Source organism: Posidoniimonas polymericola (genome assembly GCF_007859935.1).
In the GTDB taxonomy this organism is placed as follows: Bacteria; Planctomycetota; Planctomycetia; order Pirellulales; family Lacipirellulaceae; genus Posidoniimonas; species Posidoniimonas polymericola.
Map to the genome: position 1 here is coordinate 361,101 of NZ_SJPO01000005.1, position 12,403 is coordinate 373,503.

The 12,403-nt window shown below is 67.6% G+C and carries 8 protein-coding genes; 3 read left to right on the plus strand and 5 right to left on the minus strand.

All coding sequences use genetic code 11. The features are described from left to right. Positions 1-76: 76 nt before the first annotated feature. The 3 genes from Pla123a_RS12420 to ligA form a co-directional block, all read right to left on the minus strand. Positions 77-1,063 (minus strand): alpha-E domain-containing protein, encoded by a 987-nt coding sequence (locus Pla123a_RS12420; RefSeq protein WP_146587369.1) that lies wholly within the window; start codon positions 1,061-1,063, stop codon positions 77-79. A 119-nt stretch (positions 1,064-1,182) separates the two neighbouring features. Continuing rightward, entirely contained in the window at positions 1,183-2,604 is a 1,422-nt protein-coding gene (locus Pla123a_RS12425; protein WP_146587371.1) for a circularly permuted type 2 ATP-grasp protein, read from the minus strand. 697 nt (positions 2,605-3,301) lie between these two features. Continuing rightward, positions 3,302-5,380: an NAD-dependent DNA ligase LigA gene (gene ligA / locus Pla123a_RS12430; protein WP_146587373.1), complete on the minus strand. Its 2,079-nt coding sequence runs from the start codon at positions 5,378-5,380 to the stop codon at positions 3,302-3,304. Between the two features lie 123 nt (positions 5,381-5,503). On the opposite strand from ligA, the gene uvrA reads away from it, so the two are divergent. The 3 genes from uvrA to Pla123a_RS12445 all read left to right on the plus strand — a co-directional run bounded on the left by uvrA (position 5,504) and on the right by Pla123a_RS12445 (position 10,930). Next, the gene (uvrA, locus tag Pla123a_RS12435; RefSeq protein WP_146587374.1) at positions 5,504-8,401 is read left to right on the plus strand and encodes an excinuclease ABC subunit UvrA; all 2,898 of its coding nucleotides are present in this window, start codon (positions 5,504-5,506) and stop codon (positions 8,399-8,401) included. Then, complete coding sequence (locus Pla123a_RS12440) at positions 8,394-9,431, plus strand: ThiF family adenylyltransferase (RefSeq protein WP_146587376.1); 1,038 nt, start codon at positions 8,394-8,396, stop codon at positions 9,429-9,431. Before uvrA ends, Pla123a_RS12440 begins: the two co-directional genes overlap by 8 nt. A 113-nt stretch (positions 9,432-9,544) precedes the next feature. After that, positions 9,545-10,930: a sulfatase family protein gene (locus Pla123a_RS12445; RefSeq protein ID WP_146587378.1), complete on the plus strand. Its 1,386-nt coding sequence runs from the start codon at positions 9,545-9,547 to the stop codon at positions 10,928-10,930. A gap of 18 nt (positions 10,931-10,948) precedes the next feature. Here the strand turns inward: Pla123a_RS12445 and Pla123a_RS12450 are convergent, their stop codons facing one another. Further along, positions 10,949-11,935 carry an SRPBCC family protein gene (locus tag Pla123a_RS12450; RefSeq protein ID WP_146587380.1) on the minus strand — a complete coding sequence of 329 codons (987 nt, stop codon included), beginning with the start codon at positions 11,933-11,935 and terminating at the stop codon, positions 10,949-10,951. Beyond that, on the minus strand, positions 11,895-12,290 hold the full coding sequence (locus tag Pla123a_RS12455; protein ID WP_146587382.1) for an ArsR/SmtB family transcription factor: 396 nt from the start codon (positions 12,288-12,290) through the stop codon (positions 11,895-11,897). Before Pla123a_RS12455 ends, Pla123a_RS12450 begins: the two co-directional genes overlap by 41 nt. Positions 12,291-12,403 lie beyond the last annotated feature (113 nt).

The following is a 12,403-nucleotide window of genomic DNA, read 5'->3' on the forward strand; positions in this document are numbered from 1 at the left end:
TGCTCGCGAGGGGAGACCCGCTGCCGCACGCCTCCCCAGTCTGGGGGGACCGCCGCCGCGGGTCCGGGCCGGGCCGTCAGGCCTGGCGTTGGGATTGCAGGATAGGGGTCTTCGTATGATCGGCAGGAGACAGGAAGTCTGCCTGCAAAGCTTCCCCAATCCCATTCAATAGGAGTTGGAAGCGATCGATATATTCGTGCAATCCCTCGCGTATGACATCCTCAATGGCGGTGTAGTCCATCTCTGACCGCAGTCGACCGGCCAGCTGCTCCGTCCGACAGGTGAACGTCCCCGGTCGGCTGCCGGTGATCTCGCTGACCGAGTCCTGCGCGCGCATCACACAGAAACGCATCGAGCGGGGAAAATCTCGGTCGAGGATCAAAAAATCGGCGACCCGATCCGGCACAATCCGACCGTGCACCCGGCGGTACATTGTCAGTGCACTGGTCGAGCGGAGCAGCGCGTTCCAGCGCACCAGGTCGAGGGCGGAGCCGACGTCATTAATCGAGGGGAGCAGGTGGTAGTACTGGACATCCAGGATGCGCGACGTCTTGTCGGCCCTCTCGAGCAGCCTTCCGACCCGCGAGAAGTGCCAGGCCTCGCCGTGGGACATCGTCGTGTAGGTGTGCCCGACCAGCGCGTGGCTGTTGAGCTTCACGGCGTCGCAAAACTCGTTGGGGTCGTGCAGGGCGGCGCCCGACTTGGCGACCGACTGCACCATCAGGTAGAAGCGGTTGATCTGCTCCCACATCGGCGCGGTGATCGAGTCGCGGGCCGTGCGGGCGTTCTCCCGCGCGGCGTTGACGCTGGAGAGGATCGAGTTGGGGTTGCGGTCGTCGAACGCTAGGAACCGCAGCACCGAGTCGCGCTCGCCCTCGCCGTACAGCTCCTTGAACAGCTCGTGGTCGCCGGTCGTGTAGACGAGCGGCGCCCACTGCAGCGGGTTGTCCGATTCAGCGCCAAGGGTGATGTTGAAGTTGACATCGATGTACCGCGCGACGTTCTCTGCCCGCTCGATGTATCGGCTCATCCAGAAAATAGAGTCGGCCACGCGGCTTAGCATGTTTAATATCGCTCCGCCAGATAATTCTGGGTCCGCGGGGGCTTTTCCCCCGCGGCGAGATGCAGTCCGGCCGCCATCGGCCGCAACAGTTCTGTCTGGCCGCCGTCGGCCGAAGCTCCCTAGTTTCGCAAGACCCAGGTGTCTTTGCTACCACCTCCTTGGGAGGAATTTACTACCATCGAACCGGCGTTGAGCGCCACGCGGGTCAACCCGCCCGGCATCACATAGACCTCCTCACCGGCCAGCACAAACGGACGCAGGTCGACGTGCCGCGGCTCGAGCCGGTCGCCGATCAGGGTCGGAACGGTCGACAGCTGCAGCATCGGCTGGGCGATGTAGTTCCGCGGGTTCGAGCGGATCAGGTCCACGTAGGCGGCCCGCTGCTCGTCGGTCGCCTGGGGGCCCATCAAGATGCCGTAGCCGCCCGACTCGTTGGTCGGCTTCACCACCAGCTTGTCGAGGTTTGCGAGCACGTGGTCCCGCTGCTGGGGGTCCCCGCACAGGTAGGTCGGCACGTTGTTGAGGATCGGCTCCTCGTCCAGGTAGTACTTGATGATCTGCGGCACGTAGGCGTAGACCGCCTTGTCGTCCGCGACGCCGGTGCCCGGCGCGTTGGCCAGCGCGACGTTGCCGGCCCGGTAGGCCCGCATCAGGCCGGCGACTCCAAGGCACGAGTCCTTGCGGAAGCACTCCGGATCGAGGAAGTCGTCGTCGATGCGGCGGTAGATTACGTCCACTCGGTGCAGGCCATGAGTCGTGCGGAGGAAGACCACGTTGTCGACCACGGCTAGGTCGCTCCCCTGCACCAGCTGCACGCCCATCTGCTGAGCCAAGAAGGTGTGCTCAAAGTAAGCGGAGTTGTAGACGCCGGGCGTCAGCACCACTGCCAGCGGTTGGTGGGCCGACGGGGGCGCGACGCTCTGCAGCGTCTGCAGCAGCTTCTCTGGGTACTCCTCGACCGGCGCGATCGACACCCCGTGGAACACCTGCGAGAAGCTCCGCTTCATCACCTCCCGGTTTTCCAGCACGTACGAAACGCCCGACGGGCACCGCAGGTTGTCCTCGAGGACGTAGATCTGGCCGTCCTTGTCGCGGACCAGGTCGACGCCGTTGACGTGGCACCACGCCTTGTGGGTGGGGCTGAAACCCTCCATCTCGGGGCGGTAGGTCTTGGAAGTGCGGAGCAGTTCCTCGGGCACCACGCCGTCCTTGATGATCCGCCGCTCGTTGTAGACGTCGTCGATAAACAGGTTGAGCGCCATGACGCGCTGCCGCAGTCCGGCCTCGATCGACGACCACTCGGCGCCATCGAGCACCCGGGGCATGATGTCGAACGGCCAGACCTTCTCGACGCCATCTTCGTGCCCGTACACGTTGAACGTGATGCCCGCGTTGCGGAACTGCAGTTCGGCGGCCTGCTGGCGCCGCCCCAATTCGTCGGGGCCGATCATCTGCAACCGGCGGTAGAATTCCTCGCACGCGGGGCGGGGCTGCCCCTCGGAGGTAAACGTCTCATCAAAGCCCTGGGCCTGATACTGCATGAATGGTTGCGGCCTCGTTGGGAGATCGTACTAGCTTGAACGCGGCCTCGCACAGTTAGCTGGCACGCGGCGCCGCGAAAATGGGCGACTTCGGTAGCTCGCGGACTTAAATCTGTCGTTTATTGATCGATTTTCGGCTGGGCAAATACTGCCCACCCTCATGGAGGTGCAACTGCCATGCCGCGGCACAGAGCGTCGCCCCTGCCAAACACCCGCGTGAACGCCCCCCAACTGGGGGAAGCCCTCTTACGCGCTGAATACGCCTCAACGGTTATCGCTTCCTAGTGTGCCATGTCAATCGCTCCTCTCCCCAAGTGCAGCCGATTCCTCATCAGAAAGCGTGGCGGGCCAAGAGAGTGGACGTTGATCAACCAACTGAGCCCGCAAGTCAGCCGCGCGAAGTCCGGCGTCGGATCAAGAATGGGCAGTGGTCTAACAGGAAGGAACTAGGCGATGAAACACAACACCCTCAGCAGACGCCACCAGACCGGGCGTCAGCTCTGCATGGCGATGAGGCTAATCGGCGTCTCGGCCTCCTGCCGGCGGCCCAGCGGCGGACGCACCGGCAGCCGGACCCCGCTGCACCAAGCGAGCACGCGCGTCGATCGTAATCTCAGCTTGCCGCGGGTTCCTCGCGTCGACACCGCTGGCGGATGACCTGCCATGCTCGACGCGCAGCTAGCGTGACGCGGCGCTACTAGGCATCTTCGGGCGTTCCCGAGACCGACGGCTGCCATTCGCCAGCGACCAACTGGTTGAAAGACGCCTCATCCAAGACCTTCACGCCGAGCTTCTCCGCCTTGGCGAGCTTGCTGCCGGCTTTTGCGCCGGCCAGCAGGTAGTCGGTCGACTTCGAAACGCTGCTCGCGGTCTTGCCTCCACGCTGGAGGATCGCCTCGTGCGCCTGGTCGCGGGTGTAGCCTTCGAGCGTCCCCGTGACGACAAACGTCAGACCACCCAGCGGGCCCGCCGCTTCCGACTCGGGGGGCGCCTCCTCGGTTGTGTTCAGTCCCAGGCTGGTCAGGTCGGCGGCGGTTTGCTGACCGTACTCGCTATGGAAAAAGTCGTGCACGCTCTCGGCGATGATGTCGCCGACCTCGTTGATTTCGGCCAGCTGCTCGACGGTCGCCTGGCGCACGGCCTCGAGCGAGCCGAGGCTCTGCGCGATAACCCGCGCCACGGTCGTGCCGACGTGGCGGATGGCGAGGCCATTGAGCAGCCGAGCCAGGCCGCGTGACTTGCTCACCTCGATCGCGTTGACCAGGTTGCTGGCCGACTTGGCGCCGACCCGTTCGAGCTCGACCAGCTGCTCCTCGGTCAGCCGGTAGAGGTCGCCGAAGGTTGTGACCAGGCCGGCGTCGAGGAGCTGATCGATCAGCTTCTCGCCGAGCCCGTCGATGTCCATGGCAGAGCGGCTGGAGAAGTACATCAGCCGCTCCCGCATCCGCCCGGGGCAGCTCATGTTGGGGCAGCGGATGTAGACGCCCCCCTCGTCCTTCACGAGCTCGGTCCCGCAGCGGGGGCACTCGGTCGGGAACGGAAACGGAGCGAGGTTTTCCTTGCGGAGGTGCTTCTCAACCCGCACCACGTGCGGGATGATCTTGCCCGCCTTCTCGACGACGATTGTGTCGCCGGGGCGGATGTCCTTGCGTTCGACCTCCTCGGCGTTGTGCAGCGTGACCCGGCTGACCGTTGTGCCGGCGATCTCGACCGGCTCCAGCTCGCCGTACGGGGTCACCGCCCCGGTCTTGCCGACGTTGACCTTGATCTCGTGGATTGTGGTGACCGCCTCGTACTTCTCGAACTTGTAGGCAACCATCCACCGCGGACTCTTGCTGGTGGCGCCGAGCCGGGCCCGCTGCGCGAAGCTGTTGACCTTCAGCACCAGGCCGTCGACCTCGAAGTCGAGCTCGTGCAGGCGTTCGATGAGCTGCTCGCAGTGTTCGGTGGCCTCCTTGAAGCTGCCGAACCGCTGGACCATCGGCGTCGCCGGGAGGCCCCACCGCGCGATCGCGGCGAGGAAGTCCATGTGGTTGTCGACCGGCAGGTCGTCGGTCTGGCCGACTCCGTGGGCAAAGAAGCGGATCTTCCGCGCCGCACAGACCCGCGGGTCGAGCGTCTTGATGGCGCCGGCGGTCAGGTTGCGTGTGTTGGCGAAGGTCGCCTCGCCGGCGGCCGTGCGTTGGGCGTTCAGGGCGACCAGGTCGGAGTTGGTCATGTAGACCTCGCCGCGGACCTCGACCACGTCGGGGTAGTCGTCGCCCAGCAGCCGCAGCGGCACGCCCAGCACCGTGCGGGCGTTGTGCGTGATGTTGTCGCCGACGCGGCCATCGCCCCGCGTGGCGGCCCGGGTCAGCCGGCCCTGCTCGTACAACAGCGAGATCGCCACGCCGTCGATCTTGAGCTCCACGACCCACTCGATCGGTTCCCCCCCCTCCTCGGAGTCCCCTTCGGCGGCGAGCAGCTTCTGCACCCGCTCGCCAAACTTCTGCAGCTCCTCCTGGCTGAAGGTGTTATCCATCGACAGCATCGGCGTGACGTGCTCGGCCGGCTCGAGGTGCGGCGCGGGCTGATCGCCGACCCGCTGGGTCGGGCTGTCGGGCGTGATCTTCTCAGGGTGCGCGGCCTCCAGCTCCTTGAGCCGGTGCATTAGCTTGTCGTAGTCGTGGTCGGCCACGACCGGCTTGGCCTCAACGTAGTAGAGCTGGTCGTGCTGGCGGATCTCGTTGCGTAGCGACTCGATTTCGCGGTCGGGATCGGCGGCAGGGCTGGGCATGGACGGCGGCTGCTAGCGGGGGAAGAGACGGTGATTTTGCGTAGTTGGGGGCGCCGACGAGGTGGTGCCGGACGCCGGGAGTGCTTATCTTACAGGATTGCCCTCTGAGCCCGCACTCCCGCTATGCCGACCGCAAAAGCCAGCAACGCCACGAACGGCGCCGCCGCCCCGGCCGCACTCGACGTCATCCGCGTCCGCGGCGCCCGGGACCACAACCTGCGGGACATCGACCTGGAGCTGCCCCGCAACCAGCTGATCGCGTTCTGCGGGGTCTCGGGCAGCGGCAAGACCACCATGGCGATCGACACGCTCTACGCCGAGGGCCAGCGTCGGTACATGGAGAGCTTCTCGACCTACACACGGCAGTTCCTCGACCAGCTCGACAAGCCCGACGCCGACGTCATCGAGGGCCTGCCGCCCGCCGTGGCGGTCACCCAGAACCAGACCAGCCGCTCCAACCGCGCGACGGTCGCCACCGCGACCGAGATCGCCGACCACCTGCGGCTGCTGTTCGCGCGGATCGGCCGCGTGATCTGCTCCGGCTGCGGCCAGGAGGTGCACCGCGACTCGCCCGAGAGCATCGCCCGCTGGCTGCAGGACCAGCCCGCAGGGCGGCGGGGCATGCTGGCCTACCCGCACGAGACCGACTCGCCGACCTGGCGCGAGGAACTCGTCGAGGCGGGGTTTGTCCGCGCGATCATCGGCAGCCACACCTACAACCTCGACGACCCTTCCGTGCGCGACCTGCCGACCGGCGGGTCGGTGCTGGTGGTGGTCGACCGCCTGACCACTCCCGGGACCTCCGAGGGCCGGCTGACCGAGTCGATCGAGTCGGCCCTGCACCACGGCGCCGACCACTGCCAGCTGCTGCTCGAAACCGACAACGCATCCCCGGCCGCCGGCGCCGCGGATATCGACGGCCGCCGCTGGCAGGTTTTCCGGTTCGGCCGTTCGCTGCACTGCGGCGTGTGCGACCTGTCGTACACCGAGCCGTCGCCGCAGCTGTTCAACTTCAACAGCCCGCTGGGCGCCTGCCACGAGTGCGAGGGTTTCGGCAGCATCATCGAGACCGACATGGGTCTGGTGGTGCCCGACCCAACGAAGTCGCTCCGCCAGGGCGCGGTGGCGCCGTGGAACTCGCCGTCCTACCTGCACGAGCTCGAGGAGCTGATCGCCCTGGCGCCCGACCGGGGGATCCCGCTCGACGTGCCGTTTGCCGAGCTCGCGCCCCAGCACCTCGACGTCGTGCTGCACGGGTCGCCGGAGCACGAATTTGGCGGGCTCGACGGCTTCTTCCGCTGGCTCGAACGCCGCAAGTACAAGATGCACCTGCGGGTGTTCCTCAGCCGCTGGCGGTCGTACCGCGCCTGCGAGGCCTGCGGCGGCTCGCGGCTCAAGCCGGACGCGTTGGCGGTCCGCATCGGCGGCAAGAACCTGGCGGAGGTTTGCGGGCAGACCGCCGGAGCCGCCCTCAACTTCCTCACCTCGCTGCCGCTCTCCGACACCGAGCAGCAGGTCGGCCAGGTGATGCTCAACCAGGTCCGGGCGCGGCTGGAGTACCTGGTCGAGGTCGGCCTCGCCTACCTGCCGCTCGACCGTTCGCTCCGCACGCTCAGCTCGGGCGAGAGTCAGCGGGTCGCGATGACCTCGACGCTCGGCTCGAGTCTGGTCGACATGCTGTACGTGCTCGACGAGCCAACCGCCGGCCTGCACCACGTCGACGTCAAGCGGCTGACCGGCGCCATCCACCGCCTGCGTGACCGCGGCAACACGGTGATCGTGGTTGACCACGAGGAGGACGTCATCGCCGGCGCCGACCAGGCGGTCGAGTTCGGACCCGCCGCCGGCGTCGACGGCGGGCGGATTGTCTTCCAAGGTCCGCCGGCTCGGCTCTGCGAGACCCCCGACAGCAGCACCGGCGACTGGCTCGCCGGCCGCCGGTCGATGGTCCCTGGCGGCCAGCGCCGCGCCGCCGAAAACTGGGTCGAGCTGACCGGCGCCAGCGGCAACAACCTCCAAGAAGTCGACCTGCGGGTCCCGCTCGGCGTGCTGTCGGTCGTGACCGGCGTGAGCGGGGCGGGCAAGAGCAGCCTCGTGCTGCAAACCCTCTACCCGGCGCTGGTCGCGTCGCTGGGCAAGGAAAACGGCCGCTCGGCCGACCAGTCGCCGCTGCCCTACGCTTCGCTGTCGGGCTCGGCGCACATCGACAACGTGGTGCAGGTGGACCAGCAGGCGATCAGCCGCTCGCCCCGCTCGAACCCGGTCACCTACATCAAGGCGTTCGACCCAATCCGAGCCGTGTTCGCCGAGCAGCCCGACGCCCAGACGCTCGGCCTGACCAGCGGGCACTTCAGCTTCAACGTCGAGGGGGGCCGCTGCGAGACCTGCCAGGGCGCCGGCCGCGTCGAGGTCGACATGCAGTTCCTGGCCGACATCACCATGCGGTGCCGCGAGTGCGACGGCCGCCGCTACCGCCCCGAGGTGCTCGGCGTCAAGTACCGCGGCCGCGACATCTCCGAGGTGCTCGAGATGTCCGCGCAGGAGGCGTTCCGCTTCTTCCGCGGGCACAAGAAAGTGCAGCAGAAGCTCAAGGTGCTGCTCGACGTCGGCCTCGGCTACGTGCCGCTCGGTCAGCCGTCGAGCACGCTGTCGGGCGGCGAGGCCCAGCGGCTCAAGCTGGCCGGCTCGCTGGCGGGCAAACAGACCGGGCGCTCGCTGTTCGTCATGGACGAGCCGACCCGCGGGCTGCACTTCTCGGACATCGTGCGGCTGATCGACTGCTTCGACGCGCTGCTGGAGGTCGGCCACTCGCTGCTGGTCATCGAGCATAATGTGCAGCTCATCCTCGCCGCCGACCACGTGATCGACCTCGGCCCCGGCGCCGCGGGCGAAGGGGGACGCATCGTCGCGACCGGCACGCCGGAGCAGGTCGCGAAGAAGCCCGACTCGGCCACCGGCCGGTCCCTCGCCGAGGCGCTCCGCAAGAACGCCGAGGCCGTTCGCGAGCTCGACGATGAGTAGCCCGCCCTTCGACCGCTACGCCAAGCAGGTCCGCTTCGCCCCGATCGGCGAGCAGGGCCAGCAGCGGATCGCCGACTCCAGTGTGCTGGTGGTCGGCTGCGGCGCGCTCGGCTCGGTAGTCGCCGAGTCGCTGGTCCGCAGCGGCGTCGGCCGGGTGCGGCTGGTCGACCGCGACTTCCTCGAGCTCTCGAACCTCCAACGCCAGACCCTCTACGACGAGGAGGATCTGGCTACAGGACTTCCGAAGGCGGTGCTCGCCGGCCGCCGGCTGGCGAAGATCAACAGCCAGGTCGCGGTCGACGCCGTGGTGGCGGACGTCACGCACCACAACATGGCCGAGCTGGCTGCTGGCGTCGACGTGATCGTCGACGCGCTCGACAATTTCGAGACCCGCCTCCTGATCAACGACTACGCGGTCAGCACCGGCACGCCGTGGGTGTACGGCGGCTGCATCGGCGCCGAGGGCCAGGTGATGGCGATCCTGCCGGGCGAGACCCCGTGCCTGACCGCCCTGGTTCCCGAGCCCCCCGCGCCCGGCGAGTCGCCCACCTGCGACACCGCCGGCGTGATCGCCCCCGCGGTGAACGTGGTGGCGTCATTCCAGGCGGCCGAGGCGCTCAAGCTGCTCTCCGGCGCCCGCAACGCCGTCAACCGCCGGCTCACCTCGATCGACCTGTGGCGCAACCGCGTCCGCATGCTCGACGTCTCGAAGCTGCACGCCGATGGGACCTGCCCGACCTGCCACGAGCGAGAATTCCCTTGGCTCCGCGGCGACCGCGGCAGCCAAGCCGTGGTGCTCTGCGGCCGCAACGCCGTGCAGCTCCGCGCCGCCGTACCGGGCGACGTCGACCTCGACGCGCTGGCCGCGCGGCTCCGGCCCGCCGGCCCCGCGACCGTCAACGCCTTCTTGCTGCGGCTACAAGCTGGCGTGCACACGCTGACCCTCTTCCGCGACGGCCGCTGCATCGTTTCCGGCACGGACGACCCGGCCAAGGCCCGCTCGCTGGTGGCGCAGCACCTCGGCAGCTAGCCGGGGAAATCCCGTCTCGAGTGCGCGACTGCTTGACCCGCGGCAAAGTTGAAGGCGGAACGGGAGCCGGTTCGCCTGAATGGCTCCCCCACTCCCCTCAGGCGCCAACCACCATGATTCCCCTGCGATGCTGCGGCCTGCTTCTCGCAACGCTTGCCGCCACTTTCCCAGCTCCCGCGAAAGCAGCCGAGCGGCCGAACGTAATCGTCATCATGTCGGACGACCAGGGCGCGGCCGACGCGGGGTGCTACGGCGCAACCGACGTGCAGACGCCGGCGCTCGACGCGCTCGCCGGCCGCGGCGTGCGGTTCACGCAGTTTTACTCCGCCGCGCCGGTCTGCTCGCCATCGCGGGCGGCGCTGTTGACCGGCCGGTACCCGTGGCAGGTCGGCATGGCGGGCAACGGCTCGCCGCCGCCGAGCGAGGAGCACGACAACTCCGACGCGTTCGGCGGCCGGGGGCTGCCGGTCGACGGGTTCACCATGGCCCGGATGTTCCAGCAGGCGGGCTACGCCACCGCCCACATCGGCAAGTGGCACCTAGGGATCGGCGTCGGGACCCAGCCGCTGCAGCAGGGGTTCGACTACTCCTTCGGCTTCCTCGGCGGCTGCATCGACAACTACTCGCACTTCGACTACTGGGGCGGCCCCAACCGGCACGACCTGTGGGAGAACGGCCGGCGGGTGCGGCTGCCGGGGAAGTACTTCCCCGACCTGCTGGTCGACCACGCCGCCGAGTTCATTGACGACCACGGCGACCGGCCTTTCTTCATGTACTTCGCCATCAACGTGCCACACTACCCCTACCAGGGCGAACCGAAGTGGGTCGACTACTACCAACAGCAGGGAACCCCCTACCCTCGGAACCTCTACGCCGCCTGGCTGTCGACGCTCGACGACCGGCTGGCGGCGCTGATGAAGCACCTGGACGATCGCGGCCTGCGCGAGAACACCGTCGTCGTGTACCAGGCCGACAACGGCTACTCGACCGAGCAGCGCGCGCACAACGGCGGCGGCAGCAGCGGCCGGTACCGCGGCGCCAAGTTCAGCCTCTTCGAGGGGGGCACGCGGCTGCCGGCGGTCCTCTCCTGGCCCGGTCATCTCCCGGAGGGCGAGGTCCGCGACCAGCTGACCCACGGCTGCGACTGGCTGCCGACGCTGGCCGAGCTGTGCGGCGTCGAGGTTGACGCCTCACTGCCGCTCGACGGCGAGAGCCTGGTCGACGTCGTCCGCTCGGCCGACGCGCCGACCCCGCACGACGCCGTGTGCTGGCGGTTCCAGGACCAGTGGGCCGTCCGGCAGGGGCGGTGGAAGCTGATGCACCAGCCGCGCGGCTACGATAAGTCGCCCCAGCCCGAACTCGTCGACGGCAAGTGGTTCCTCGCCGACATCGACGCCGACCCAAGCGAGGCGACCAACCTGGCGGCCGACCACCCCGAGGTCGTCGAGCAGCTGCGTAGGCTGTACGAGTCCCGCTACGCCACCAACCGCGGCGACTGACCCAGGGCATTCCCCGCGTCAGCCGACTGCCGCCGTCGACTCTCCGGCGAGGCGTTGCTCGAGGTTGTCAAACGATCCGGTCCAGCCCATCGTCATCCCGGTGCGTTCGGACGTGAACGCCTGCAGCTCCGCGGCGGTACGCGCGCCCTGAGGCGTGCTCGCCACCGTGACGCGGGTGCGATTGGGGGTCTCTGCGGCGAGCGAGATGGAGGTCAGCAGCGTGGCCGGGAACTCGGGCGACATCGGGTGGCGGCCCGGACTGCCCTGCTCATCGCAAAACGACTGCGTGTAGGCGATGCGGGTTGGGGGCTCGACCTCGAGGTACTCGAAGCACGCGTAAATAGTCGGCCGTTGGTCGCCAAACATCTTATTCCGAGCCGAGCCGCCGGCGCGGATGTCGGCCTCGGCGAACTCCATCTGAAAGCCGGCCGGGGGGAGCCACGCGGCGAGCTGTTGCGGGTCGGTCCAGGCGGCGAACACGGCGTCGATCGGCGCCTCGACCGTGCGGTTGATGACGAACACCTCGTCGCCGCTCTGCTGCTTCTCGACGTACTCGGCCAGCCGGTCCCAGGTCGAGTTGCCGTTGGCCTGCTTGATCATCTTCTTGATCTCGGCGGCCGCCTCGGCCGTCTCGAGCGCGAAGGTCATCTCCATCCGGGTTTGGCCCTGCTCCTTGAAAAACAGCACCGTGACGCGGAACAGCGGGGGCCGGTCGTCATTGCCGCCGTGGTCGTAGACTAACTTCTCGTGTTCCACGACCTCGTAGTACAGTGTCCTGTTCTCGTAGTCCGTGCCGTCGGGCCCGTGCATGGTGTACGACCAGTGCCCCCCCGGCCGCAGGTCCTTGGAGTGGGTGGTGATGGTGAACCCGCGCGGGCCCCACCACTGGGCTACCTGCTCGGGATCGGTCCAGGCATCCCACACCAGAGCGACCGGCGCGTCGTACACCCGGTTGATGTAGATCTCATTTGCTTTTTCGTCCGTCGCTTTTTGTTCGGGGGGCATTTTTGTTGCTCTTTTCTTGTTCGGCCTGCGCGGCGGTTACCGATTTGAGGTACTCGTCGAGTCGGTCGAGGCTCTCTTCCCACAACTGCCGGTACTGCTCGAGCCACTGGTTGACGTCCTGCAGGGCCTCGGGCTTGAGGCTGCAGGGGCGCCGTTGGCCGTCGCGCGACTTCTCGACCAAGCCGGCCTTCTCCAGCACTTTCACGTGCTTGGTAACCGCCGGCAGGCTCATCTCGGTGAGGAACGGCGCTGCCAGGTCCGAGACGCACGCCTCGCCCTCGGCTAGGCGTGCGAGCATCGCCCGGCGGGTCGGGTCGGCGAGGGCCGAGAACTTCTGGCTGAGCAGGTCGGGCATGATGAACCACTTAGTTAATTAACCTATCGGTTAACAATACCGCCGGGTTGAGGGCCTGTCAACAAGACCCGTTCTGGCAGTCACCCCACGCGTGCTCGACCGCATGACGGTCT

Coding starts and splice junctions, on each gene's coding strand:
- uvrA (WP_146587374.1), top strand. CDS start 5,504: ATGCCGACCGCAAAAGCCAGCAACGCCACGAACGGCGCCGCCGCCCCG.
- ligA (WP_146587373.1), bottom strand. CDS start 5,380: ATGCCCAGCCCTGCCGCCGATCCCGACCGCGAAATCGAGTCGCTACGC.
- Pla123a_RS12450 (WP_146587380.1), bottom strand. CDS start 11,935: ATGCCCCCCGAACAAAAAGCGACGGACGAAAAAGCAAATGAGATCTAC.
- Pla123a_RS12425 (WP_146587371.1), bottom strand. CDS start 2,604: ATGCAGTATCAGGCCCAGGGCTTTGATGAGACGTTTACCTCCGAGGGG.
- Pla123a_RS12455 (WP_146587382.1), bottom strand. CDS start 12,290: ATGCCCGACCTGCTCAGCCAGAAGTTCTCGGCCCTCGCCGACCCGACC.
- Pla123a_RS12420 (WP_146587369.1), bottom strand. CDS start 1,063: ATGCTAAGCCGCGTGGCCGACTCTATTTTCTGGATGAGCCGATACATC.
- Pla123a_RS12440 (WP_146587376.1), top strand. CDS start 8,394: ATGAGTAGCCCGCCCTTCGACCGCTACGCCAAGCAGGTCCGCTTCGCC.
- Pla123a_RS12445 (WP_146587378.1), top strand. CDS start 9,545: ATGATTCCCCTGCGATGCTGCGGCCTGCTTCTCGCAACGCTTGCCGCC.